The organism is Novosphingobium sp. B1 (assembly GCF_900176395.1).
Lineage (GTDB): Bacteria > Pseudomonadota > Alphaproteobacteria > Sphingomonadales > Sphingomonadaceae > Novosphingobium.
Genome location: NZ_FWXL01000013.1, coordinates 14,744 through 40,809, shown reverse-complemented (window position 1 = coordinate 40,809; position 26,066 = coordinate 14,744). Strand labels below are relative to the sequence as shown.

Genomic DNA, 26,066 nt, shown 5'->3' with positions numbered 1-26,066 from the left:
TCGGTCCGCCATCGCCATTGCTGAACGATTGCGCCGGTCAGCAACTCAAGGGTCGCCAAGCCATGCGCGAAGCCAGCCCTCGGTGTCGATCAGCGGCAGAAGAAGATGTGCCCGAGGATCGGCGCGCCTTGCCTTCTCCCGTAGCGCGCTCTCCACTCTGGCCAGATCGAGCAGGCCCTGGTGCGCGAGATGGCCATCGAGCAGAAACGGCATAAGCGCTTCCGCCTGCTGCTCTATCGCAGCCAGGGCATAGCCATCGAGTGCTCCTTTGCTGCGTCGATTGCGGATCAGGTCTGGCAGACGGTTTGCAAACGCAGCACGGGCTACGGCCCGGTCCTGCCCGCCCTCGACCCAGAGCCAGCTTGGTATGCGCAAGGCAGTCTCGACGACGGGCTGGCTGAGCAGCGGAAACCGTGTCGGGGCTATGGTGTGGCGAGGATAACCGTCGACGTGGGCGAGGCTGGCGAGGATGGCATGAACATGGTCCCGCTTTCCGGGCAACATGCTGCAGGTTTCCGCGAGCCAGGGGTGTGGCGGTGCATCGGGGAGGGGCACGGTATCGGCGAGATATCCGCGTGCGCGCGGCCAACTGCCCGGATCGCTTGCGCCTCGTGCCAGCTGCCAGGCCCTGCCAGCGACCGACCAGACACTGGCGTTGTGATAGCGGGCCAGCGCCTCGATGGTGCGCCAGGTGGTCCTGGCCGCCCAACCCGACCTGTTGGCGGCATCCGCTGCGGCCCCGGCAGCGTCGGGCGTTGCGAAAACGCAATCACCGCCCGCACCGCTGACGAATGCCGTGATCGCTTGCGCCGTGCCTTCCTCTGACAGCACTGCATCGGCAGCGCCGAGGATCGCTGGCAGGCCCGGACGGGCTTCGCGGCTGCGGGCCGGGCCAACCAGGTTGGATTTTCCGACTTCGCGCAATGTGAGTGCGATGCCTGCAGCATCGGCGGCGGCCTGCGCATAGATGCGCTCATCGCTCTCTGCCGAGCCCGTCGAAAGGCTGACCGCTTGTCCCTGGCCCTCACACCTTGCCAGGGCTGCTGCGATGATCGAGGAATCAAGCCCACCCGAGAGTTCGAGCAGGACCGCGCCATCGCCTGCCAGGCACCGGACAGCCTCGTCTATGATCTCGGCAAGGCGCCTGCTGGCGTCAGCGAAGTCCGCGATCTCGATATCTGTCCGCACGAACATGCCCGGGGACCAGGCCATTGTACGCCGCGCCGGCTCCACGGCAAAATCAAGCCATTGCCCGCCCAGAAGTTCTTCGATGCCGATAAGGCCGGTCTGCGCGGTCTTGAGGTGCAGGAAAGCAAGATGGTTCGCGACAAAAGACCAGTCGATCTGGGGCCTTGCAGCGCGTGCAGCCGCAAGCTCCGGGACATGCGAGGAGATCCACAGTTTCCCGGCCACAGCAGCCGTGTAGACTGGGAGATGGCCAAGCGGCGCTCGCAGCAACCACGATGGACGCCCGCTCTTGGACATGTGCAGAGCAAGGTAGTTGCCCCAGCAATGCGCCACGAGCAGGTCGGGATGAAGATCAGCGCGCTGCAACACCGCAAGATCGCCGAAGATCTGTCCGATGATCACAGTCCTGCCGATTTGCCGCAGTTCGGTCGATGGCGAGACATGAATGGTCAGCTCTTCGAACCTTCGTGCGCGCCATGGACCGGGCAGCCGGTGAACTCGATTTTCGGCCGATCGCGAATCCGGTCGCTCATCCGGCTGCCCATCGAGGGCGCATGCGATGAGATAGCCTTCGGTCACAGTGCCAGTATCCCTTCGAAGCGGCGCACCTTGTCCAGCGGATCGGTCAGGACGAGGCTGCCCGATTGCACCCAGCAATGGGCTTCGAAGGGATGGAGTTTTACCCCGAAGACAAGATCGACTGCAAAGCCCTCGCGCCTTGCCATGCGCACATAGGCCAGCGCGTCGGGGAGGCATCTTGGCCGAACCGGCGCCCAGCGTCGCGCCCGGTCGAATGCACGGGCGTGGGTCACAAGGTCACGTGTCGTACGCCCACGAGACGCAGCAGGCATGTCGATCAGGACCTGGTGGAGCGGTGCCGCGCGCAAATCCATTCTGGCGCGGATGCAGCTCCAGACGCTCGCTACCAAATGCAGCGGCCGCAACCGACCGGCTTCGGGACCTTCCACTGCGCTGGCAGTCGGCGTCCGGATATCTGTTGCCGTGAGCCAGGGTCCTGCGTCCCGTTCTCCCTTCGTCAGCAGGCCGTTTCTTTCGAGTGTGCGGCAGTCGTCCGGAGACAATGGACACGGCTTGCCACAGCGCAGGTCCAGCAACGCTGATGCGCAAGACCCGCTCCACATCGTGTAGCGATCATGCCGGACATCGAGCACGACTGCCTTGTCGCCGATCCGCGCAACACCGACCCCGGCTGCGATCCGGCATGAGGAAAGATAGGACCCAGGCGCTGTCATGTCCGCCTCGCACAAGCACAAGGCAGGTGCGCCGGGCCAGTAAGGCCTTGCGCACCTGCCAGTGGATCAGTCGCGATCAAGGCCCGGCAGCTGCGCGAGCACACCGAACTCGATCCGGTCTCCCGGAGGGCCGAGCGTTTCGATGCTGGCGGTGCCCAGGTCTTCGACGTCCTCGACGAGATCGAACGTGCGTTCCATCGGTCTTCTCCTTTTCACCTCGCCGCGTGATTGCGGCAGGATCAGACTATGGAAGGCGCCGTTGGATCTGAAATTTATACGAATTCTATATGCCGATTGTTGGCGCGGATGGACTCGCCGGGCGGTGCAGGGCGTGCAGGATCTCGGCAGAGCTGCGAATGCGCCGACGGTGGTAGGCACCAAGCAACCGTCGCAGCTGATCCTTGTCGCCACTGTCCAGCGCGCATTCGATGTCGCGCACTTCAGCGATGGAGCCTTCCAGCACGGCCGATTCAATCATGCGAACGGCATGGAGGCGTGCGTTGAGGAGGGCCATGACCCGACCATGCTCCGAGTTGACCGAAGCGCGTGCCACTCCCTCGAATGCTTCAGCGACGCGTTCGGCATAAGCTGTCCGACGCTCGGCAATCCGGTCCCAGTCCACGATCGTCCATGGCCGCCAGAGGCGGAGCGCAAGGCCCAGCACTTCGTTACTGAATGTGTACATGTCCTTGAGCCTTGGCTCGTCCAGCGTCGGAAGAAAGAAGCCGCCGGCGCGATGGGTCACGACAAGCTGCTCGCCGCACAGCACATGCAGAGCCTCGCGCACAGGCGTGACGCTTGCACAGAGCTGTTGGCCGATGACTGCGGGATCGAGCCTGTCACCCGGCATGAATGCGCGGGACAGGATCATGGCGCGCAAGGCGTCATAGATGCGTTCTGCTATGAGCCCAAGCGGCGGTGACCTGCCGTCAACTGGCAGGGTGACGTAGCCCGCAGGTAAAGGGGATTGAGGCGAAGCCGTTACGCCAAGATGGTCCCCGAGGCTGTAGCGCTGGAAGGTTGAGGAACACGAACCGGTTAATCCGCATCCGAGGGCTGAAATGTCGCCTTCGCCTACACGGCTTAACAGGCGGAATGCTGATGATGGCGCCGGAGACGTATGTCGGCGGCATCCGAATGTGGCCGGAAATGTAGCCCGTCCCCATGGAGCCATAGAGAGAATGCAGCCAGGCCATGGCATCGGCATCGACTTGCGGGACGCAAGGTCAAGGACTGCGACCGGCAGCCTCCCCAGCGCGCGAAAGTCCAGCATATGAACGAGGGAAGGCATGATGGAATGCCAAGGGAGTTGGCCCCGATGTCCACCATGCTGGCGGAGTCCCCGTAGTAGTCCGCGACAGGGAAAGCCTGTCACATGGCGAAGGGGGACAATTCAATCAGCTTGAAGTGCAAACTACCTGACCAAACGAGGTGAAGACCTTTGATAATCAGCGAAATGCAGCACAAGCTCGCGACGTGGGCCGAGAGCGACCAGAACCGCAAGTTCGATCGCCTTCTCCGGCTCATTGCCGATCGGGCGTGGCTTGCCGAGGCGGCTCGGATCGTGCTGGCGTCGAGTGGCGCCAATACGCCGGGCATCGACGGAATGGACAAGCGACGGATGCAGGCCGTACTGGCAGAACAGCTGGCCAGTCTGCGAACGGACTTGCTGACGGGGAGTTATCACCCGCAGCCGGTCAGGCGAATCTATATCCCGAAAGCCAATGGCAAGAAACGACCACTTGGTATCCCGACCCTGAAAGACCGCATCGTCCAGCGCGCGATGCTGATGGCCATGGAGCCGATCTGGGAAAGCGACTTCCATCGCCTCTCCTACGGCTTCAGGCCGGAACGCAGCGTGCATCACGCTGTCCGGACCGTGAAGATACAGTTGCAGGATAGTGGTGCCGGAGCGCGGGGCCGCTGGATCATCGAAGGTGATCTGGCGAGCTACTTCGATACGGTCCACCACCGGCTTCTGCTTCGTTGCGTTCGGCGGCGAATCCGGGATGATCGGTTTGTTGATCTGCTCTGGCGATTCCTGAAGGCGGGCCACGTCGACCGTGGCCTGTTCGTCGCCTCAAGCGAACGTGTACCGCAAGGCGGCGTGCTGTCGCCGCTCCTGTCCAACATCATGCTCCATGAGTTTGATGCGTGGCTGGAAGCGAAATACCTGAACGACAAGGCGCGAAAGGATCGCTGGGCATGGAACTTCGGCATCCAGCAGGGGCGCCCCATCACGGTTCGCGAGAACCGGCAATGGAAACGTGCTGTCGCCTACTGCCGTTACGCCGATGACTTCGTTGTCATCGTCAAGGGCACCAAGGCACATGCCGAGGCCATCCGCGAGGAATGCCGGGCCTTTCTGGAAGACGACCTGAAGCTGACGTTGAATATGGACAAGAGCCATATCACCCACGTCGACGACGGGTTCGTGTTCCTCGGGCATCGGATTATCCGCAGGCGGGGATCGAGCGGACGCATGTCCGTGGTCTCGACGATACCCAAGGAGAAGGCCAAGACCTTCGCTCGCCGATTGGTCGAGGCACTCTCCGGCAATCATGAGGTTGCCGCGGTGGACATGATCGACGGCCTGAACCGCCAGCTGGCGGGATGGGCTGCGTTCTACAGGTTCACCGACTTCACGGCGCGCACATTCCGGCGCATCGACACCGTCGTGTTCTGGAAAATGGCGCACTGGTTGGCGCAGAAGTACCGGTCCCGTATCAAGCCTTTGATGCGTAAATGGTACCGCATGCCGGAAACCGGCCAATCGAAGACGTGGCTGGTCTACGGTCGAAGCAATCAGGGCAATGCCGTCGGCAAGGCGCTGCGACGACTGGTCACAAGCCAGAAGATGCAGTTCCGGTGGCGGAATCCGGAGCGAAATCCCTACATCTATCGGGACGAGCTCCGAAACACCGTCACCTCCCGCTATCATGATGTCGCCATGGCCTTGGGCCAAGGTTGAATAGAGAGCCGTATGCGCTTAAAGGTGCACGTACGGTTCGGGGAGGGGAAGCGCTTATGCGCTTCCTACTCCACTCTGGACGGCTGAAGGTTGGCTCTACGTTGCGGCCGTGATCGACCTGTTCTCCCGTAGGATGGTGGGCTGGTCGATGAGCGACACCATGACCGCCCAGCTCGTCACCGACGCGCTGATCATGGCGATCTGGCGGCGCGGTAAGCCGGACGCCTTGCTGCATCACTCAGACCAGGGCAGCCAGTATACCAGCGAACAGTTCCAGCGGCTGATGGCCGACAATGGCGTCACCTGCTCGATGAGCCGGTCCGGCAACGTCTGGGATAATGCCGCCATGGAAAGCTTCTTCTCCTCGCTCAAAACCGAGCGGATCGGAAAGAAGGTCTACCGAACGAGGGCCCAGGCCAAGGCAGACGTGTTCGACAACGTCGAATGCTTCTACAACCCGACCCGGCGTCACTCGACCCTGGGGTACATCAGCCCCATCGACTTCGAACGAAACGCTGGGGTAGCCTGAATGAGCCTATCTCGGTGTCCATCAAACCGGCAGCAGCTCACATGTCCATCCGAATGGTTAGGTGGACTTGCAACGGTTTTGTGCCGGTCGCCTGAGCGTACTATGCTTGCAACTGAAGTCCATCAGGATATGCGCCGCGATTTCGGAGCCTTATCCACGACACATACGGCACATTCCTGACCCGTTTTACCAGCAAGCTGATTCAGTCGGATCGCCGCAGACAGACCGGCCGATTGACAATGTCATAGGGCATGGATTCCCTTTAGCTTGAAGATTGCCTTACCTAATATCAAAGCTTGTCCGTAAGCTCCGGCACGATCTTGAACAGATCGCCGACCAGCCCGATGTCGGCCACCTGGAAAATCGGTGCGTCCTCATCCTTGTTGATGGCAATAATGGTCTTGCTGTCTTTCATTCCGGCAAGATGCTGGATGGCGCCGGAAATGCCGACCGCAACATAGACTTCGGGGGCCACGATCTTGCCGGTCTGCCCGACCTGATAATCGTTGGGCACATAGCCTGCGTCCACCGCCGCCCGGCTCGCACCGACCGCAGCGCCCAGCTTGCCGGCCAGCGGGAAGATGACTTCCTCGAACGTCGGCCGGTCCTTCAATGCTCGGCCGCCCGACACGATGATCTTCGCACTGGTCAGTTCGGGACGCTCCAGCTTGGCGATCTCCGCGCCGACGAAACTGCTCAAGCCCTTGTCCCCGGTCGACGCCACCGCTTCGACCACGCCCGAACCGCCGTCCCGCGCCGCTTTCTCGAACGCGGTGCCGCGTACGGTGACGACCTTCCTGGCGTCCTTGCTGCGGACCGTCGCAATTGCATTGCCCGCATAGATGGGCCGCGTGAACGTACCGTCGCTCTCGACCGACAATATCTCCGACAACTGCATTACGTCCAGCAGTGCGGCGACGCGCGGCGCAATATTCTTGCCGTTGCTCGTGGCCGGCGCGACGAAGGCGTCATGATGCCCCATCAATTCCACGATCAGCGGTGCGATATTCTCCGCCAGCGCATGGCCAAAGGCCGCATCGTCGGCGACATGCACCTTGCCCACGCCCGCAATCCGCGTGGCGGCATCGGCCACGCCGCCGACGCCTTCACCAGCGACCAGCAGATGCACTTCGCCCAGTTGCGATGCAGCGGTGACGGCTGAGAGCGTTGCGTCCTTGACCGCGCCACCTTCATGTTCAACCCATACCAGCGTTTTCATGCGGTTACTCCCATGGCCTTGAGCTTGGCGACCAGTTCGTCGACATCGGCGACCTTCACGCCCGCCATCCGGCTGAATGGTTCGACGACCCTGAGCGTTTCCAGCCGGGCTCTGATGTCCACCCCATAATCGGCGGGGATTTTCTGGGCCAAGGGCTTGGACTTGGCCTTCATGATGTTGGGCAGCGAGGCATAGCGCGGCTCGTTCAAACGCAGGTCGGCGGTGATGATCGCGGGCAGCGACAGCTTCACCGTCTCCAGCCCGCCATCGACTTCGCGGGTTACCGAAACGCTGCCATCGGCAACCTCGACCTTCGATGCGAACGTGCCCTGCGGCAGGCCCAGCAGTGCCGCCAGCATCTGACCCGTCTGGTTGCTGTCATCATCAATCGCTTGCTTGCCCAGGATGATCAGGCCAGCGCCTTCCTCTTCCTGCACTTTGGCCAGCAATTTGGCCACGCCCAGCGGCTCGACATCCTCGTCGGTCTGGATCAAAATCGCCCGGTCGGCACCCATCGCCAGCGAAGTCCGCAGCGTCTCCTGCGCCTTGGCCACGCCGATAGACACCGCGACCACCTCGGTCGCAACGCCCTTTTCCTTCAGACGGATCGCTTCCTCGATCGCAATCTCGTCAAACGGGTTCATGCTCATCTTCACATTTGCAAGATCAACTCCCGTCCCGTCCGCCTTAACGCGCGGCTTCACATTGTAATCAATCACCCGCTTAACAGGCACAAGGATCTTCATGGCTTGCTCCGCTACCTCAATGGTCCGACCAATAATCCATGATGTCGTTCTGTCAATAGCCTTCGGTCCTGCCATTGCGCCTTTTGCGGCTGGGGCTATAGTTTGATCGTCCCATTCGGAGCGCGTTTCATGGCATCGTCCCCATCGACCAAATCCAATTTCGCCCCCATCAAGACGCGCCGCGCTTTCGAGGTGATATGCGAGCAGATTCGCGAGCAGTTGGCGGCGGGCACGCTCAAGGCGGGGGACAAGCTGCCGGCTGAACGCGAACTGGCAGTGGAATTTCAGGTCAGCCGCAGCGCGCTGCGCGAGGCGTTGCGCAGTCTGGAGGTCGCGGGGATCATTCGCAATGTGAAGGGGGCGAAGGGCGGAGCGTTCGTGCAGACCGCGGAGCCGGACCGGATCGTGCAGGCGATGCAGGATTATGTCCATCTGGGCGACATTTCGCTGGGCGAACTGACCGAGGCAAGGTTGGCGTTGCAGAACATCATCGTTCGTCTGGCGTGTGCGCGCGCCACGGAAACCGACCTTACCGAACTGGAGGCGATTGCCGAGCGGACCAGGCAGGAAACCAGCGTCGAGGCGCGCTATGCCTGCGCCGTGGAATATTATGCCGTGCTGGCGCGGGCGACCAAGAACCGCATCTTCGGCATATTCGTGGACTCGCTGTCGGCGATCCTGCATGAATTTGTTCGCGGACCCGATTATGAAACGTTGCAGCAATCGCTGATCGAGAGCCGGTTCAAGCTGGTTCGGCATTTGCGGGCAAGGGATGAGGAGGCCGCCGTCGCGGAAATGCGCAAGCATCTGGAGCGGGTGCATCGCCATGTCCGCAAGAATAGCAAGGCCGCCGCCAGCGGCTGATTGACCGCGCCGTCCCCATCGTGCAATAGGTAGGACCATTGAATATTTGGTCCGATAGGGTGGGTTGAGGATATGGCGGAAAATTCCACTACAACGATGGGCGGCGCGCTGGATGGCGTGCGGGTGCTGGATTTTACCAGCGTCATGGCCGGACCCTTTGCCACCCGCATGCTCGCGGACCTTGGCGCGGAAGTCATCAAGGTGGAATCGCTGGAGGGCGATCAGGTCCGTGCGCGGCCACCCAAGCGCGACGGGTACAGCGCCTATTTCGGGACGCTCAACGCAGGCAAGCAGTCGATCGCCTGCAATCTCAAATCGCCCGAAATCCTGCTGCTCATCAAGCAATTGGTCGCCACCTGCGACGTGCTGGTCGAGAATTTCCGGCCCGGCGTCATGGCACGCTTCGGCCTGGATTTCGCGGCGCTGGCGGCGATCAACCCGCGGCTCATCTATTGCTCCATTTCCGGTTATGGCCAGACCGGGCCAAAGGCGCTGCACCCGGCCTATGCGCCGGTGATCCATGCCGCCAGCGGTTTCGACATGGTCAACCTGCGCTATCAGGATGGTGCGGATCGGCCCGCGACCAGCGGCATCTTCATCGCCGACGTGCTGGGCGGCACCCATGCGTTCGGCGCGATTCAGGCGGCGCTCTATCAGCGGGAGGGGACGGGGCAGGGGCAGCATATCGACCTGTCGATGCTGGAAGCGATGGTGGGCATGCTGGTATTCGAAACGCAGGAGGCGCAGTTTCCGGGCGATGCGCGGCGGCCGCTTTATACACCGCTCAAGACCAGCGACGGCTTCATCATGGTCGCGCCGACCAGTCCGCGCAACTTCGAACAATTGACCGACGCGGTCGGCCACCCCGAATGGCGCGACGACCCGCGCTTCCTGACCAATGCGGATCGCAACGCCAATTGGGCGACGCTGCTGGCGCTGACCGAAGAGTGGACCATGGGGCGCAGTGCGGAGGAGGCCGAGGCGATCCTGGCTCGTCATGGTGTGCCATGCGCCCGCTATCGGGAGATTGACGAACTGCTCGACGACCCGCAACTGACGGCGCGGGGCGCTTTTGCGCAAGTGCATGACGGCGCAGGCGTGTTCAAGGTGCCCAACCCGCCCTTCCGCATGAGTGGATCGCGGGTCGAGGCGCGGGACCATGTCGCGCGGCTAGGCGAGCATGGCGCAGACGTGCTGGCCAAACTGGGCGTCAGCGCGGAGGCGGTCGCGGCGCTGCGGGCGCGCGGCGATCTGGGCTGAACCGCGCCCTTGTGAATAGTGGGAAGTTCACACCGTTGCAGGCTCTAGCTGTTTAGTCCCGGCTCTTGGTGGCGCTGATTTCGCAACAGGAGATTTTTGCGAAACTTTCGGGCACGCCTGTGCGGACGGAGAGCATGGGGACGGACAGCGGAAAAGAGCCAAGGGTGACTATGCCATCTGGGCGGGGGTATAGGACAGGAGGAGATGGCGATCATTGCCATTTTCCTGTCGTCATGCAGGGCTTGATCCGGTATCCCGCCTTATCTTCGCGAAAAAAGCGTCATCTCGGATCAAGTCGGGGGTAAAAGCTGACGTAATGTTGAATTCTGGCGCTTAACCAGATGTGGGGCGGGAAGCAGTCATCACCTCTCCCGCCCACACTATATTACCGCAACAACTCCCGCGCGATCGTGTTCTTCTGGATTTCCGACGACCCTTCATAGATCCGCGTGATGCGAATGTCGCGATAGAGCCGTTCGATCGCGAAGCCTCGGCAATAGCCGGAGCCGCCGAAGATCTGGACCGCTGTGTCGACGGTACGGCTGCCCGCTTCGGTGGCAAACAGTTTGGCCATGGAGGCGAGTTCGCGCTTTTTCTCGCCCTGGTCGTAGCGCCAGCAGGCGTCGAGCAGGATCAGGCGAGCGGCGCGCATGTCGGTCCCCATGGTAGCGATATAGTGGCGGATCGCCTGGAAATCGGAGATCACGCCGCCGAAGGCGGGACGCTGCTTCGATTCCTCGATCGCCAGTTCCAGCGCATATTCGCCCATGCCGACCGCTGTCGCGCCGACATTCATGCGACCCTCGTTCAACCCTTCGAGCGCGTAATGGAAGCCGCGTCCTTCTTCGCCCAAAAGCGCGTCGGCGGGCAACTGACACTCGTCAAACGTCAATTCATAGACGCCGGGCGTCGCGGTGCCCATCAGTTCGATGGTGCCGGTGACGGCAAATCCGGGCGTATCGGCGGGCATCAGGAAAGCTGAGATGCCCCCGCGCGGCCCTGCCGTCTTGTCCGTATAGGCATAGACGATAACATATTTGGCGTTCTTGCCGTTGGAAATATAGGTCTTGGAACCGTTGATGACCCAGCCGTCGGCATTGCGGGTTGCGGTGGTGCGCATCGAACCCGGATCGGATCCGCTGTTGGGTTCAGTGAGGGCGAAAGCGATGCCGATTTCGCCCGATACCATGCCGGGGATCAGCAACTGCTTCTGTGCTTCCGACGCATGATAGACGATGTTGCGCGCGGCTGGACCCATCAGCGGACGCAGTTCTGTCCAGAATTGGGGAGGAAGGCGGGCAAGTTCGATCTGTACTGCCGCCTGCGCGAGCGCGCCGAGACCCAGGCCGCCATATTCCTCTGGCAGGGACAGGCCGAAATAGCCGTTGTCGACCAGCGTCTGCCGCACGATCGGCGGGACTTTGCCGGTCGCCTGAAATTCTGCTTCATATGGCAAAAGGTCGCGCACGATGGCGCGGGTGACATCGCAAAATTCCTTGATGTCGTCGGGCAGTTCAAAGTCCACGGGGTGCCTCCTTCTTATTCGAATCCCTGAGACGCTGCATGTGTCTCTCGACAATGGTCCTACCATTGAGATAATGGTCGGTCCATTGAATTTTTATGCATCCGTGGCGGCGGAGGCTGTCCTTTAGGGAAGTTGTCCTTTAGGAATGACGCGGTCCCATGGACATGGCGCGCGGATGGAGGATAGCAAGGGCAAGCGGGATGGCGACGGATCCGTTCGACCTCAATCTGCGCCATCTGCGCGCGCTGCTGGCGATCCGCGAGCATGGCAGCATCACGGCTGCGGCCGATGTAGTCAGCCTGTCGCAACCTGCGCTGACACAGGGACTGGCCAAGCTGGAGCGGCAGTTTGGCTATACATTTTTCGAGCGGCGGTCGGGTGGCATGGTGCCGACGGCGATGGGCGAAATCGTGATAGAGCGGGCGCGCGCAGCGCTCGACCATCTGTCATACGCGGCCAAGGGCTTGTCGGGCGTATTCCAATACCCTGAGCGGTTGATGACGATGACGCAGCTGCGCGCTTTTCTGGCGCTGGCGGAGGCGGGGGGATTCGCGGCCGCGGCGCATGGCGGCGCCTTGTCGCAGACGGCGGTGCATCGCGCGGTAGGCGACCTGGAGCAGATGATCGGCGGCAAGCTGGTCGAGCGGCGGGGGCGGGCGGTGTGGCTCAATCCAGCTGGCAAGCGGCTGGCGCGCGGCACGCGGCTGGCCGTGGCGGAGATCGTCGCGGCGTTGGCCGACATCAGACGTGATAGCGGGAGCGGGAGCGAACTTATCGCCTTCGGCGCGTTGCCTTTGGCGCGACCCTATCTGGTGCCCGCGGCGATGGCGCGGATGGCGCGGAGCGATCCGCGCGCGGCGTTCAAGGTGCTCGAAGGAAGCTGGCGCGAGCTGGTCGAGCCGCTGCGCGATGGAGTGATCGACATGGTCGTCGGCGCTCTGCGACCATTCGAGATTGCGGACCTGTATCAACTGCCCTTGTCAGAGGACCGGCTGGTGATCGCGGCGGGTAGGCAGCATCCGCTGGCCGGGGTGGACAAGCCGACGATGGCGCAGTTGGCCGCATATCCCTGGATCGTCGCGCCGACCAATTCGCCGCTGCGCGAACAATGGGAAAAGCTGTTCGATACGGGAAAGATGCCGGCCACTCCGGTCGAATGCGGATCGGTGATGATTATCGGACGCCTGTTGACGGAAGGGGATTTCCTGACCCTGCTGTCACCCGATCAGGTCGCGCTCCAGATCCGCAGCGGTCTGTTGACGCAGATCGGGCCACCGCTGGAAGGCAGCAAGCGCGTGGTGGGGATCACGACCCGGCGCAGCTGGCGCCCGACCGCGACCCAGCGGCGTTTTCTGGACATGCTGAGCGAGGCAGCCAAAGGCGAGCGGATAGCGGGCGCGGCGCCCGATTTACGGGAATCGCGCTGGGTGTGACGGCGCCCTATCGCTGGTCTGCGGCGTTGAGTGCAGCGATCCGGCCGGTCAGCCGAACGGCGAGCGAGGGCCGGATCGGTTGTCCCGCCAGCAATTTGCGCCATGTATTATAACTGATACCGAACCGGGCATTGAGCGCTTCATCGGTGCGCCTGGTCGCCAGTCGCTGCATCTGGAGGATCGTCTCCTCGTCCAGATGCACGGTCTTGCTTCTATCCCGCATGGCGTGACCTTTCAGTCCAGCATGATCCAGACCGCCTTGGTCTCAAGATAATCCTCGATATGGTGCGCGCCGGACTCCCGGCCGAAACCGCTCATGCGATAACCGCCGAAGGGGACGGCGGGGTCGAGCATCTGGTAGCAGTTGACCCATACGGACCCGGCGCGAATACCACGCGCCATGGCGTGCGCCGTCGCCAGGTCGCGGGTCCACACGCCGCTGCCCAGACCAAATTCGGTGGCATTTGCGCGGGTCAGTACTTCCTCGATCGTGTCGAATGTGAAGGCGGACAGGACCGGGCCGAAAATCTCCTCCCGCGCGATGGTCATGTCGTCGGCGACATGAGTGAAGATGGTGGGTTCGATGAAGAAGCCCGCATCATAGCCCGCGCCGGTGATGCGGTTGCCGCCGGTCAGCGGGCGCGCGCCTTCATTATTGGCGCTGGCGATGAAATCGAGGATCTTGTCCATCTGCGGCGCGGACACGACGGGGCCGATCTGGGTCTGTGGGTCGAGCGGATCACCGACCTTGATCGTCTTTGTATAAGCGGCCAGACGCTCCATGAATTCATCGTGGATTGCGCTCTGCACGAACAGGCGCGTGCCCGCCGAACAGATTTGCCCGGCGTTGGCGAAAACGGCCATGGCGGCGGCGGGGACGGCCTTGTCCAGATTGGCGTCGGCAAAAACGATGTTGGGCGACTTGCCGCCCAGTTCGACGGTGACGCGCTTCATCGTCCCGGCGGCGGCGTGGAGGATTTTTTCGCCAACCCCGGTGGAGCCGGTGAAGGCGATCTTGTCGACGTCAGGGTGGCTGGAGAGCGCCGCGCCTGCGTCACCCAGGCCCGTGAGAATATTGATAACGCCGTCGGGCACGCCCGCTTCCAGGCAGAGTTCGCCAAAGCGCAGCGCCGATAGCGGTGTCTGTTCGGCGGGCTTCATGACCAGGGTGCAGCCCGAAGCAAGGACCGGCCCGGCCTTCCACACCGACATGCCGATTGGCCCGTTCCACGGGTTGATGGCCGCAACCACGCCGATCGGTTCCTTGAGCGTGTGGGAAAGAACGTCGCCCATGGCGCTGTTGTCGATTGTCTCGCCCGCGATCAGCGTCGCCTGACCGGCATAATAGCGCAGCAGCGCGCCCGCGCGCGCCTTGCCCATGAAAGTGCGGCTGTAGGGCGCGCCAAGGTCCAGCGTGTCGAGCATCGCCAGTTCCTCAAAATGTTCCTCCACCAGATCGGCGAGGCGCAGCATGATACGCTGGCGTTCGACCGGCTTCATCCGCCGCCATGGTCCTTCGAAGGCAGCGCGGGCGGTCTTGACGGCGTGATCGACATCCTCCGCGCCACCCTGCGCTACGGTGGTCAGCAGGTCGCCAGTGGCGGGATTGCGAGTTTCGAACCGCTTGCCCGACAACGCGGGAACGCGTCTGCCACCGATCAGCATGTCCTGATGCGGGGCGTCGAGCAGGGCGGGGCGGGGGGGGATGATGAGCTGTTTCATGACGGACTCTTTCAGGCGGCGATGTTGGATGTGACGGCGTCTTCCAGGATGAATGCCGCGGCGCGCTGCGCCATCATCATGGTGGGGGCGGAGGTGTTGCCGCTGATGATTTCCGGCATGACCGAGGCATCGACGACCCGCAGGCCCGACACGCCGCGTACGCGCAGGCGACCGTCCACAACGGCCATCGGGTCACTGTCCGGTCCCATCTTGCAGGTGCCGGTCGGATGATAGGCGGTATTGACGATCTTGCGCAGGGCAGCGTCTATCTCGCTGTCGCTTTGATATTGCGCACCCGGTTCGATCTCCGCGCCGGTCATCGCAGCCAGTGCGGGTTGGGCGAAAATGCGGCGACATTCGCGGAAACCGGCGATCATCGTCTTCATGTCGTAGGGATCGGCAAAGAAATTGGGGTCGATGACTGGCTTGTCCTCCGGCCGGTTGCTGGCCAGGCGCACCGATCCCGCGCTTTTGGGGCGCAGCAACTGAATAAGGCCCATGTAACCGTGACGACGGGGTACGGACCGTGCGTCCAGCTTCAATCCGGCAAGGAAAGTGATCTGTATGTCGGGACGCCCGGTTCCATCGGTACACAGGAAGCCGCCAGCTTCCGCGACGTTGGACGCCAGCATACCTTCGCGCTTGAGCAGATATTTGAACGGGCTGGCAAGGATGCGCGGCAGAACCTTGGCCGACACGGCATAGGATTCCGCCGACGGGTTTTCCATCGCGACATGAACGGTGGGATGGTCCTGCAAATGCGCGCCAACGCCGGGCAGGTGATGGACAAGGTCGATCCCCATATCGCGCAGATGATCCTGCGGCCCGATGCCCGACAGCATCAGCAGTTGCGGAGAGTTGGTCGCGCCAGCACACAGGATGATCTCCCGCCGCGCCCTGATAGTGCTGCGCGCGCCGTTCTTCTCGATCTCCAGCCCCACGGCGCGGCCCCGGTCGAAGATGATGCGCCGGACCATCGTTTCATCGAGCACGGTGAGGTTTGGGCGTTTGAGTGCGGGGTGGAGAAAGGCGCGGGCGCTCGACAGGCGGGTGCCGTTGCGCTGGTTAAGGTCGTAGCGGCCAAAGCCGTCCTGCCGATCGCCGGCGAAATCATCGTTGCGATGATGGCCCGCCTGTTCGGCGGCATCAATGATGGCGGCGCTGACGGGGTTCCAGCTTTTGGGTTTTTGCACATCCAGTTCGCCGCCCTTGCCGTGCCATGGCTTGTCGGCACCGGCGTAATTTTCGACGGCCTTGAACGCGGACAGGACATCGTCATAGGACCAGCCATCATTGCCCGCCCTGGCCCAGGCGTCATAATCGGCCTTTTGCCCGCGAATATAGACGCCGCCATTGATGGCGCTACATCCGCCGAACAGTTTTCCACGCGGGAAGTTGATCGTGCGATTGTTGATGGCTGCGTTGCCGGTCAGCGCTTGTTTCCAGTTATATTTTTCGTGCGGCAACAAGAAGATATTGCCGACCGGCATGGCGGTCTTGAGATTGACCGGCCATTTCCTGTCGGACGGTCCCGCCTCTATCAGGGCGACGCGGTTGGCCGGATCGGCGGACAGGCGATTTGCCATCAGGCTTCCTGCCGAACCGGAGCCGATCACAATGTAGTCCAAGCTGTCGCTCATAAAATTGCGTCCTTGCGGGCGAGCGCGGGCACATGACTCCGCACCGCGATGAAACTCAAAGCATTGACCAGCATCAGGACGGCGAGCGCGCCGAAGAAGCCGCGATTGCCGCCGTCGATCAGCAGCGCGCCTGCGACCGCGCTGACGATTGCGCCGACCCGGCCCGCCGCGCCCATAAGACCAAGGCCGCGCGCACGCAGACCGGTGGGGAAGGCGTGCGCGCCGACCGCGAACGTGGCCGATTGCGCGGCGCTGGCGAACAGGCCAAGCGCGCCGAGGCAGGCAAGGACGGCGGCTTCGTTACGTGCGCCGCTGATGGGAAGCAGGGCAAGCGTGGCGCATACGGCAGCGCCGACGATCGCCATCAGGATGAGCACCGGGCGCGACCCGAAGCGGATGATGGCGAGCGACGCAATCATCGCGCCGATCGTGCCGCCGACATTGAAGCTGGTCAGGCCAAGGCTGGCGGTCTGTAGGCCAAATCCCGTGCTGGTCAGCATGGTTGGCGCCCAGTTGAACATGAGATAGATCATGAACATGCCCGAAAACATGACGGCCGACAGGGCCAGCGTGTCGCGAAGCAGCGCTTCGCCGAACAGGTTGCGCATGGGTTCGTAACGGGGTGCTTCCCCGGCGGCGAGCGGCACATGCGCGACTGATGCCGGATCGGGATGGCCTATCCGGCGCAGGATGCGGTCCAGTTCGGCGGCGCGATCGGGCCGTTCCGCAAGATAGCGAGGGGATTCAGGCAGGATGAACGAGAGCCAGGCCACGAAGATCATCGTGACCGTGCCACCGATGTAAAAGAGCCAGCGCCAGCCAAGGTCGGGCAGGATCAGCGCAGCGGCTATTCCGCCCAATATTCCGCCGATCGACACGCACACGACGCCGGAGGTGACGGCTACACTGCGCCAGCGGACAGGCGTAAACTCCGCGATCATGGCGCTGGCCGTGCCGGGTACGCCGCCCAGGCCGATACCGGCCAGCGTCTTCAATGTGGCGACCTGCCACAGGGCAGTCGAAAAGCCGGTGAGCAGTGTCGCCACGCCGAAAATCGCGACGCCGATAATGAGCGCGCCGCGCCTTCCGAAACGGTCTCCAAGCCAGCCCGACGTCAGTGTACCGATGCCCATCCCGACGAAGCCGAGCGCGAATACGGAGCCTAGCGCTTCGCGCCCAATGCCCCATTCCTTAAGCAGGGAAGGCGCGGCAAGTCCCAGCATCTGATTGTCCAGACCGTCAAGAATGACGGTCGCGGCGATCATCAGAACCGACCATATCTGGAAGGGCGACATGGGAAGGTCGTCCAGCATACCCTTGGGGCTGCTGCCTTCTGTTGGGACGACCGCCAAGGCATTCTCCTCATCATCGGGTCGTTTACGACCACTTCATTCATTTATCGACATATCATTGGGAAACCGGAATATCGCTCCTACAGGTCCAGGACCAGGTTGGCAGTTTTCGACCCCGAACAACAGACCATGATCGACTTGTTGGCTGCCTTGTCCTCGTCGGACAAGAAATGATCGCGATGATCGGGGATGCCATCCAGCACCTTGACCTCGCACGTCCCGCAAATCCCTTCCGAACAGGCGAAACCGACATCGACCCCTGCGCCCAGCAGCGCATCCAGCATCGTTTCGCCTTCCTCGACCGCGATGGTCTTGCCGCTCTTGGCCAGTTCCAGCGTATAGCCGCCTTCGGTCGCCATTTCGGTTTCGGCGGAGAAATATTCGATATGGGCGTGCCCCTTGGGCCGGTCGCAATTGGTGGCGAGGAAAGCGTCGAGCATCCCGCCCGGACCGCAACAATAAAGATGGGCGTCGACAGGGGCGGCGGCGCAAATGGCTTTGAGGTCCAGGCGGCGACCATCGGGGATGCCGTCATAAGCGATTTCGACCTGGGGGTAATTGGACAGCCGATCGACATATGCGGCGCGCGCCGGGGAGGCGGCAACATAGTGCAGTTCCCAGCTTTTGCCGAGCTTTTCGAGGCGCGCGATCATCGGCAGCATCGGCGTGATGCCGATCCCGCCAGCGATCATGACGGTATGACAGGCATCCTCCACCATCGGGAAGTTGTTTTTTGGCTCGGAAATTTCGAGTAACTGGCCGACCTGCCATTTTTCATGGATGTGGCGGGATCCTCCGCGTCCGTCGATCGCATGATGGACGGCAATTTCATAATAGCCGCGGATCGCGGGATCGTTGACCAGCGAATAACTCCGCGCCAGTCCCGGTGAAAGCTGCACATCGACATGCGCGCCCGGCTCGAAGGACGGCATCAGTCCGCCGTCGACGGGTTCCAGGATATAGCTGTTGATGCCTTCGGCTTCCCAGCGGATATTCTTCAGTCTTGCGCGCATCACCCTCTCCATCCGGTGCGATGCGTCTCTTGGCAGGGCCGGGGTGCCATGGATCGGCGAACCGGACAAACCGCAATGCGTTTCGTCACCTCTATAATCCTTGTATGAGAAACCGGGGCATGGATCGCCCCGGCCCTTGTTCGCATCTTATTCAGCCGCCTCGACCTTGTCCGGCCAGCGCACTGCTTTGGCCAAGGCCGATTTATAGGCGTTTGCGAGCGTGTCGCTGGGGTCGTGCAGGAAAGATCCCGCGCGCGCCCGGTAGAAGATGCTGGGATCCTCGATGCCCGGCGGCAACGTGCCCTTGTTGGCGAGCGCGCGCGCGGCTAGCAGCACACGGCGGCGAACGCGGGCGATCATCTGGTCGGTCGGGGCCAGATTTTCGAAGCTATGGTCTGTGATCGGACCCATGCTTTCGGTCACGGCCTGATCCTGCATCGTGATATTGGGGATGCCGGTAAACTGTGTGCCGTTGCGCTGAGATTCACGGTCAATCGCCCAGTCGTTCTTCTCGCTGTCGGGAGAACGCCAGCGGCCATACCAGTCGGTCGTGTTGGGCGCATATTCCAGCGGTGCGAACAGCGGAGTGCCGTCCTTAAGCGTGGAAGTATAGGCAGGGTTGCCAGCGTCAACGCCGCAGGTGATGTCGAACAGCATCGAATGTTCGTCGTCCATTGGCACCCATGCGCGGGCAATGGCGCGGGTCGCGAAACGATTGTTGGGGGTCTGCGTCCAGAAGGGGAACATATAATGGGCGACGCGCCAGCTCATCTGGCCGTCATCATTGGGACGATAGCCACCATACATGACGCCCCAGTCGGCCTGCGCCACTTCATAGTCGGGAGCGCGGTTTAGCACGGTCGGGCGCATCGGATGATCGTCGTCCAGATCGTCCGCCTCGATCGATCCGACATGCAGGAAACCGACATGGCTGGTGTCGATGTCGCCTTCGAGCGCCTGAAGCCAGTTGCAGTCGCGTTGCAGGCACCAGATTTCCGCTTCCGGGTGCATCGTTGCCTCGATTTCGGGCAGCGGCGGCGGCGCCGACTGGTTTTCACCCATATAGACCCAGATCAGTCCATTTGCTTCATGGGTCTTGTACGCCTTGGCATGGACCTTTTCCTTGAACTCCATGCGGGCGGGGACGGATGGCATGTCGACGCAATTCCCGTCCACGTCGAACTTCCAGCCATGATAGACGCAGCGGATGCCGTTTTCCTCGTTGCGACCGATGAACAGCGACGCGCAACGGTGCGGACAACGATGATCCATGATGCCCACCCGACCGCTGCTGTCGCGAAAGGCGATCAGCTTTTCACACAGGATCATCAGGCGCACCGGATCGCCATCGGCCTTCACTTCGGATGAAAGGCAGGCGGGCAGCCAATATTGGCGCATCATCGTGCCCATGATCGTGCCCGGCCCTACCCTCGTCATGTCTGCGCTATCATTCGACTGCATGATGCTTCAGCCTCTTCCTTGCGTTTCTCTTGTTTGCGCGAACGCCCCGCATTGCTGAATCGCGGCGACGAAAACTGATGCCCCTAGATAGAGGCACTGCGCGTCGTGCCCCAATCAAAATTCGGTCGGACCATTGAATAATCGGGACGATAGTATTGCGCCTTTCTCCTTTTTGCTGCTTCTCGCCCCCCGGCGGCGTCAAGCCGTGTTGTCGAGGGAGAGGCCGGGAATGCCTTTCAGCTTTAAAATTTCATCCGGCTGGGCACGATTGCGGCCGTTATGATGGTCGCGTCAGCCAGTGCGCAGGCCGATCAGCCAGTCTCGGCCACCGCGCAGGACAGCGCGCGCCAGCAAGCGATGTGCCCCAAAGACGTTGTCATCACGGCCGAAGGCCGCGAATCGACTGTACGCGAAGTGCCTGTTTCCATTGCGACCTTCGGCGGCGAATTGCTGTGCGAGGCGCAGGTCTACAGCGTGTCCCCACTCATGAAGAAGATGCCAGGCATCACCGCCAAAAAGTCACTGTCCATCGTTGCGATCCCTGGCAACGTATCCACGTTCCGCGCCGCCACGCTGGATACGCCGGTCGCCTATTTCCTGTCGGCCAGCGTTTCGACCACCAATTTCTTCTTTTACATTTCGCTGCCCGGATCGGCCGTCAACGCGACCGTGCGGTCCAATCCGCTGGTGACCAACATCACTTGCGTCCAGGAAGGCAATGTACGCGGCCTGGCTGTTTTCGGCGAAGCGAAGTTCGAAGTCACGGACAAGTTGGCGGTCGAATCCGTTGTGCGCCCGGTCGAAGATCTACGCCTGACCGCCAATGACTGTTTGCAGATCGGTCTGTGGGGCAAGAACCTGACCAACAATTATCGGATCGTGAATGCCGACGACATCACGACGTTTCTGGCGGTACCCGGTAATCGCATGACCTATTGGACGCTATTTGCCAATAGGTCGCGTACCTATGGCCTGACGCTGCCTATCCGCCGTCTATCCATCCGGGGCGGGGAGGCGCAATCCTTCCCGCTCCTTCATTGAAGGAATACCTAAATGACCGACCAATTCACCCTTCCCGCCAATGGCAGCTTTTCCTTCGCAGGGCGCACCGCGCTGGTAACTGGCGGCGGGCGCGGCGTGGGGGAGGCGGTGGCGCGAGAAATCCATGCCGGTGGCGGGCGCGTGGCGGTGAGCGACGTGGATATCGATGTGGCGCAGGCGGTGGCCACCTCGCTCGACCCATCGGGCGAGACGGCGATCGCGCTGACGCTGGACGTGCGGGAAAAGGATCATTTCCTAGCCGCGCGAGACAAAATGGCGGGTCTGTGGGGCAAGGTCGACATCGTCGTCAACAACGCGGGTTTCGCCAAGCGCACACCGACGCAGGAAATCTCACCCGAAGAGTTCGACGCGATCGTACAGATCAATATGCGCAGCGTATTCCTGAGTTGCCAGATATTCTCCGAACATATGCGCGAACATGGCTATGGCCGGATCGTTAACATCACCTCGCTTGCCGGGCAGAATGGCGGGACGATTGCATCGCCCCATTATGCCGCGTCGAAGGCCGGGGCGATCATGCTGACCAAATATTTCGCGCGCTATCTGGCCGGGACCGGCGTGACCGTAAACGCCATCGCGCCCGGCCCGATTAACACCGCCAAGGCGCGGCTATCGGCCGAACAGATTGCGCGGGTCGAGGGCGAAGTGCCGGTCGGCCGTTTCATGGCAGTCGGCGAGATCGCGGCCGCGACGGCGCTGTTGGCGTCGGACCGGGGCGGGTTTTTCGTGGGCGCGACCCTGGACATGAATGGCGGGTTATATCTGCGCTGATCCCGCTTTACGGCGGAAATTTCCCGATTTTCTTATGGCTTTGCGGGATTGCAATTGGCGCTGGGGCAATGGCTGGCCATAATTGATCCAACAATAGGGTGCGCCGGTGCCAATCGCGACGACCGGCCGAAAAAATTGGAGAGCATCATGTTCATTTACAACGCATGGTATGTGGCCGCGTTCGCTGCCGATATTGCGCCGGGCAAGACGCTGGGCCGCAAATATCTGAACAAGGCGGTCGTCTTGTTCCGCACGGAAGAAGGCGAGATAGCCGCGCTGGAGGATCGGTGCAGCCATCGCGCGATGCCGCTGTCCGCTGGTCATGTCGACGGCAACGTGCTGCGCTGCTGCTATCATGGTGTCGAGTTCGACGGAAAAGGCACCTGCACCCGTATTCCCAATCAGGCACGCATACCCGCCGCGGCCAATGTGCGCCACTATCCGGTGGTGGAGAAGGATCATCTGATCTGGATCTGGATGGGTGAACCGGCGCTGGCCGACCCGTCGATCATCGTCGACAGCCCGGAACATAATGATCCGGCTTGGACGTGGCGCCCCTATAATTTCTCGGTGAAGGCCAATTGGCAGCTAATCATCGACAATATCATGGACCTGACCCATGTGCCCTATATTCATGCGCGCACGATCGGCGGGAACCCGGAGCAGCATTACAATGCCGATACGAAGGTTGAATTTGATGGCCGTCGGGTAACATTGCTGCGCAAAATGCCCAATTCGATCCCGCCCAAATCCTATATCGACGCGGGCGGCTTCAAGGGTCGGGTGGATCGCTGGCAGGAAGTGCGGTTCGAACCGGGCATCGGTATGACTTGCCGCGTCAATGCGGGCGGGTGCGATGTTGGCACCGGCGCTTATGAAGGCAAGCGTGACAATGGCTTCATGCTGGCGAACAATCATTTCATCACGCCGGAAACCGAAACGACCAGCCATTATCTGTGGACCATCTGCACCACCGCTCCCAACGAAAGCGGTGTGCCAGACGTGCTGTTCGACCAGTTTTTCGACACCATTACCGAAGATGAGGTCACATTGCAGGCCCAGCAGGCCCGGATAGACGATGAACCCGAACGGCCCTTCATCGGTATCGCCAGCGATGGCGCGGTCAATCAGGCACGGCGTCTGCTCAGCGCGATGCAGGAAGCAGAGGAAGGCGGCAAGGTCGCTGCCTGATCCGGGCGCATATGCGCCGGCGGCCTGACATGATGCGGAGCCTGCGGGGCATATTGCTTATCCCGATAACATGACGGCTTGCCCGGCTCGGCGCGTCATGCTGTAGCGGGCCTATGAAGATGCGCGAACTGGAGGACCGGACCGGAGTCCATCGGGAAACCATCCGCGTGTATTTGCGCGAGGGGCTGATCCCGGAGCCTGCGCGTCCGCGCAAAACGGTCGCCGAATATGGCGAGGAACATGTGCAGGCGATTCTGGCCGTGCGGCGACTTCAGCGCGAGAACAGGCTGACGCTGGCGCAGATCAAGGCGATCATCGACGGTGAAGGAACCGAAGGGCGTGTCGAGGCCAGCGCCTTCGACCAGTTGGAGCAGCTGGTCGCGCATCGCGTGGGTGAAGACGGGCCACCGGTAATAATCGCATCGCTGCTGGATCGTTGGCCTTACGCGGCGCAGGACGCGCGCACTCTTGCCAGCATCGGCATACTGGACATCATCGAGACAGAGCAGGGGGATGCGCTGAGCATCACCTGCGCACAACTGGTCCGCATCTGGGGCGAAATGCGACAGGCCGGGTTCGACCAGCGGCTCAATTACACGCCGGACATTCTGGGCTTCTACAGCCAGGCGGCCGATTTCGTCGGGAGGTGGGAAGCGACCACTTTCCTCACACGCGTCGACGGTCATGTAGCCGTGGATGATGCCGCGATCATGGTTGAACATGCCCTGCCTTTGATGCTCGATTTTTTTGGTCTGCTGCGCCAGCGCGCGTTCTTTGCCCACGTTGAAGCGATCCGCGCCGGTACGCAAACCGATCACCCTGGCGACATGACGATGGCCTTGCCAACGGTGCCCTGAACATCCGTGCCGACCCATTGTGACCGCCGCGTCTAGAGCCAGATGACATATGATTGACCCACCGTGATTGCTCTGTGAGGTTTGCTGCCAAGGAGCGTCGTGCAGCGCGGGCTGGTTGCCCGTGCCAGCGACGTGACGCAGGCGGCGAGCCTCACAGCGCAACCCCGAAGGGACGGGCCTATTTTGGCCCAGTGCTGCGTCACTGGTCGGTCACTATGCGATGGCATGGCTCCCTCCTCGTTCCTTGCCCTGAGCCAAAATCGGCTCCGTCCCGGTGGATCAATCATATGTCATCTGGCACTAATGAGACCTGTGCGCGGGTGGACGTAGGCATGGGCTTTGATTGCTGATTCTATAGGCTTTTTCAGCAGGAGAGCGGCAGGTGGCGCGACGTTCGATCGGACAGGAACAGTTTGGTTTTGCCGGGCGCGAGCGGGCGGTTTCATCGCTCGACGCGCTGGTATCACTGATTGACTGGAACCAGGTCGCGGAGCTGTTGGATCCTCTCTATCCCGCTACCAAGGGCGAGCCGGCCTCGCCACCACTGGCGATGTTCAGAGCTCTGCTTCTGTCGATTTGGTACGATCTGTCCGATGTAAAGCTGGCCGAAGCACTCGACGATCGGGCCTCTTTTCGCCGCTTCTGCGGGTTCTCCGCGAATGAAGCCACGCCCGAACGGACTGCCTTTGTCAGATTTCGCAAGCTGCTCGTTGCACACCAGCTTGACCGGGCGCTGTTCGAAGCCGTGACGATGCAGCTCAAGTCCAAGGTGGTGACGGTCAAGACCGGAACACTGGTTGATGCGACCATCATCGCGTCTGCCAGTGAGGAGGATGACGATGCCCGTTGGGTAAAGTACAAAGGAAAAAGGGCTGTGCATGGCTTCAAGGCCCACGTTGGCGCCGATGCCGATACGGCCCTGGTCGAGCAAATCTCGATCACATCCGCTAACATCAATGACGGCAAGGCAGGCCCGGAAGCCTTGCCCGAAAACCCCAGCGAGGTGTTTGCCGATAGCGCCTACCGCGGTAATCACTTCCGCGATGCTGTTCTTGCAAAGGGCGGCGTTCCCCGGATCGTCGCCACCGGCATGTGGGGCCGCGACGAAGCCGAAACGCTGCGCAAGCTCCATGCATGGAACCAACCGATCCATCGCGTGCGGGGGCGGATCGAGAAGATCTTCGGAACATGGAAGCGATGCTACGGCCTCAGGCAAATGCGATGGCGTGGTCTCCCCAAAGCCGCCGCCCAAGTCCACCTCACTGCCATCGCCTACAATCTCAAGCGCACCATGAATATTCTCGCAGTCTAAGTATGAAGGCTGCCGCTGCGTCGATCAGAGTGGCGGTGCCACAGGATATTCCGCCGCCGTAGGAGCGAAAAACGTTCCACGCCAATGGTCTACGTCCACCCGCGCACAGGTCTCCTAATACCAAGGTGCATTGATCAGTACCCATGTGCTCAATGGCGCATTCCGATGGACATGATGCGCCAGGGCTGATCGACGAGCTTGTTCCATGCGAAGCAACAATGGTCGACGATGTCGTCGTAGGATTTGAAGATGCGGTTCGACAGCCAATTGTCGCGCATGAACTGCCAGACGTTCTCGACCGGGTTGAGCTGCGGACACCTCGGCGGCAGCGGCATCAGCGTGATGTTGGGGGGCACGACCAGTTCGGCCGATCCATGCCATCCGGCCTGATCGAGCAGAAGGACCGCATGCGCCCCGGGCGCGACGTGGAAGGCGATCTCCTCGAGATGCATGCTCATCGCCTCGCTGTTACAACGGGGCATGACGATGCCGGCAGCCTTGCCTTCAGCCGGACAGATCGCGCCGAACAGCCATGCCGAGGAGCGACGCTGATCCTTCGGCGCTGATGGTCGGGTTCCGCGCTTCGCCCAGCGCCGGGTGAGCTTGGTCTGCTGGCCGACACGGGCCTCGTCCTTACATGAGGCTTCAAGTGTCAAGGCTATGGCGGCATGTCGTGTATCCTGTCGATGTTGTTGCA

Annotated in this window: 22 protein-coding genes and 2 pseudogenes; 10 read left to right on the top strand and 14 right to left on the bottom strand. The window is 61.7% G+C overall.

Annotated elements, in window-relative coordinates; translation table 11 throughout:
• Positions 1-45 precede the first annotated feature (45 nt).
• The 4 genes from B9A23_RS17625 to B9A23_RS22890 form a co-directional block, all read right to left on the bottom strand.
• Positions 46-1,767 (bottom strand): asparagine synthase-related protein, encoded by a 1,722-nt coding sequence (locus B9A23_RS17625; protein ID WP_084280383.1) that lies wholly within the window; start codon positions 1,765-1,767, stop codon positions 46-48.
• Positions 1,764-2,441, bottom strand: coding sequence for a lasso peptide biosynthesis B2 protein (locus B9A23_RS17620; protein WP_084280382.1), 678 nt, complete (start codon positions 2,439-2,441; stop codon positions 1,764-1,766). The genes B9A23_RS17625 and B9A23_RS17620 overlap by 4 nt, the downstream gene beginning before the upstream one ends.
• Positions 2,442-2,507: 66 nt before the next feature.
• Complete coding sequence (locus B9A23_RS22375) at positions 2,508-2,639, bottom strand: benenodin family lasso peptide (RefSeq protein ID WP_118074434.1); 132 nt, start codon at positions 2,637-2,639, stop codon at positions 2,508-2,510.
• An 85-nt stretch (positions 2,640-2,724) separates the two neighbouring features.
• A complete protein-coding gene (locus B9A23_RS22890) occupies positions 2,725-3,615 on the bottom strand; it encodes a GntR family transcriptional regulator (RefSeq protein WP_254895181.1) in 891 nt (296 codons plus the stop codon).
• 267 nt (positions 3,616-3,882) lie between these two features.
• Here B9A23_RS22890 and ltrA point away from each other — a divergent pair, with 267 nt between their 5' ends.
• On the top strand, positions 3,883-5,412 hold the full coding sequence (ltrA, locus tag B9A23_RS17610; protein ID WP_176218039.1) for a group II intron reverse transcriptase/maturase: 1,530 nt from the start codon (positions 3,883-3,885) through the stop codon (positions 5,410-5,412).
• Between the two features lie 73 nt (positions 5,413-5,485).
• A pseudogene (locus tag B9A23_RS17605) lies at positions 5,486-5,941 on the top strand (IS3 family transposase); the annotation flags it as partial.
• A gap of 289 nt (positions 5,942-6,230) precedes the next feature.
• Here the strand turns inward: B9A23_RS17605 and B9A23_RS17600 are convergent.
• Positions 6,231-7,160, bottom strand: coding sequence for an electron transfer flavoprotein subunit alpha/FixB family protein (locus tag B9A23_RS17600; protein ID WP_084280376.1), 930 nt, complete (start codon positions 7,158-7,160; stop codon positions 6,231-6,233).
• On the bottom strand, positions 7,157-7,906 hold the full coding sequence (locus B9A23_RS17595) for an electron transfer flavoprotein subunit beta/FixA family protein (RefSeq protein WP_084280374.1): 750 nt from the start codon (positions 7,904-7,906) through the stop codon (positions 7,157-7,159). The genes B9A23_RS17600 and B9A23_RS17595 overlap by 4 nt, the downstream gene beginning before the upstream one ends.
• Positions 7,907-8,035: 129 nt before the next feature.
• Between B9A23_RS17595 and B9A23_RS17590 the strand changes: the two genes are divergently transcribed.
• The gene (locus tag B9A23_RS17590; RefSeq protein ID WP_084280372.1) at positions 8,036-8,770 is read left to right on the top strand and encodes a FadR/GntR family transcriptional regulator; all 735 of its coding nucleotides are present in this window, start codon (positions 8,036-8,038) and stop codon (positions 8,768-8,770) included.
• Positions 8,771-8,842: 72 nt separating this feature from the next.
• Complete coding sequence (locus B9A23_RS17585; RefSeq protein ID WP_084280370.1) at positions 8,843-10,030, top strand: CaiB/BaiF CoA transferase family protein; 1,188 nt, start codon at positions 8,843-8,845, stop codon at positions 10,028-10,030.
• Between the two features lie 385 nt (positions 10,031-10,415).
• Here B9A23_RS17585 and B9A23_RS17580 read toward each other — a convergent pair whose 3' ends face one another.
• Entirely contained in the window at positions 10,416-11,555 is a 1,140-nt protein-coding gene (locus tag B9A23_RS17580; RefSeq protein ID WP_084280369.1) for an acyl-CoA dehydrogenase family protein, read from the bottom strand.
• A gap of 158 nt (positions 11,556-11,713) precedes the next feature.
• Between B9A23_RS17580 and B9A23_RS17575 the strand changes: the two genes are divergently transcribed.
• The gene (locus B9A23_RS17575) at positions 11,714-12,988 is read left to right on the top strand and encodes a LysR family transcriptional regulator (RefSeq protein WP_254895179.1); all 1,275 of its coding nucleotides are present in this window, start codon (positions 11,714-11,716) and stop codon (positions 12,986-12,988) included.
• 7 nt (positions 12,989-12,995) lie between these two features.
• On the opposite strand, the gene B9A23_RS17570 is transcribed toward B9A23_RS17575, so the two are convergent.
• From B9A23_RS17570 to B9A23_RS17545, 6 genes are all read right to left on the bottom strand, one after another.
• Positions 12,996-13,211, bottom strand: a complete 216-nt coding sequence (locus tag B9A23_RS17570) for a hypothetical protein (protein WP_084280366.1) — start codon at positions 13,209-13,211, stop codon at positions 12,996-12,998.
• A gap of 11 nt (positions 13,212-13,222) precedes the next feature.
• On the bottom strand, positions 13,223-14,710 hold the full coding sequence (locus B9A23_RS17565) for an aldehyde dehydrogenase family protein (RefSeq protein WP_084280364.1): 1,488 nt from the start codon (positions 14,708-14,710) through the stop codon (positions 13,223-13,225).
• A gap of 11 nt (positions 14,711-14,721) precedes the next feature.
• Positions 14,722-16,350, bottom strand: a complete 1,629-nt coding sequence (locus B9A23_RS17560) for a GMC family oxidoreductase (protein ID WP_084280363.1) — start codon at positions 16,348-16,350, stop codon at positions 14,722-14,724.
• Positions 16,347-17,702, bottom strand: coding sequence for an MFS transporter (locus B9A23_RS17555; protein ID WP_254895178.1), 1,356 nt, complete (start codon positions 17,700-17,702; stop codon positions 16,347-16,349). The genes B9A23_RS17560 and B9A23_RS17555 overlap by 4 nt, the downstream gene beginning before the upstream one ends.
• An 80-nt stretch (positions 17,703-17,782) precedes the next feature.
• Complete coding sequence (locus tag B9A23_RS17550) at positions 17,783-18,715, bottom strand: PDR/VanB family oxidoreductase (RefSeq protein ID WP_084280362.1); 933 nt, start codon at positions 18,713-18,715, stop codon at positions 17,783-17,785.
• A 147-nt stretch (positions 18,716-18,862) separates the two neighbouring features.
• A complete protein-coding gene (locus tag B9A23_RS17545) occupies positions 18,863-20,176 on the bottom strand; it encodes a Rieske 2Fe-2S domain-containing protein (RefSeq protein WP_254895177.1) in 1,314 nt (437 codons plus the stop codon).
• Positions 20,177-20,458: 282 nt separating this feature from the next.
• On the opposite strand from B9A23_RS17545, the gene B9A23_RS17540 reads away from it, so the two are divergent.
• The 5 genes from B9A23_RS17540 (at position 20,459) to B9A23_RS17515 (ending at position 25,369) form a co-directional block, all read left to right on the top strand.
• Positions 20,459-21,217, top strand: a complete 759-nt coding sequence (locus B9A23_RS17540) for a hypothetical protein (protein WP_217806619.1) — start codon at positions 20,459-20,461, stop codon at positions 21,215-21,217.
• 12 nt (positions 21,218-21,229) lie between these two features.
• Positions 21,230-22,009 (top strand): SDR family NAD(P)-dependent oxidoreductase, encoded by a 780-nt coding sequence (locus B9A23_RS17535; RefSeq protein WP_084280359.1) that lies wholly within the window; start codon positions 21,230-21,232, stop codon positions 22,007-22,009.
• Positions 22,010-22,063: 54 nt separating this feature from the next.
• Positions 22,064-23,200 carry an aromatic ring-hydroxylating dioxygenase subunit alpha gene (locus tag B9A23_RS17530; RefSeq protein ID WP_254895176.1) on the top strand — a complete coding sequence of 379 codons (1,137 nt, stop codon included), beginning with the start codon at positions 22,064-22,066 and terminating at the stop codon, positions 23,198-23,200.
• Between the two features lie 113 nt (positions 23,201-23,313).
• A complete protein-coding gene (locus tag B9A23_RS17525) occupies positions 23,314-24,057 on the top strand; it encodes a MerR family transcriptional regulator (protein ID WP_254895175.1) in 744 nt (247 codons plus the stop codon).
• A gap of 382 nt (positions 24,058-24,439) precedes the next feature.
• Positions 24,440-25,369 carry an IS5 family transposase gene (locus B9A23_RS17515; RefSeq protein WP_084280358.1) on the top strand — a complete coding sequence of 310 codons (930 nt, stop codon included), beginning with the start codon at positions 24,440-24,442 and terminating at the stop codon, positions 25,367-25,369.
• 149 nt (positions 25,370-25,518) lie between these two features.
• Here the strand turns inward: B9A23_RS17515 and B9A23_RS17510 are convergent.
• Positions 25,519-26,001 (bottom strand): annotated as a pseudogene (locus B9A23_RS17510) (IS630 family transposase); the annotation flags it as partial.
• Positions 26,002-26,066 lie beyond the last annotated feature (65 nt).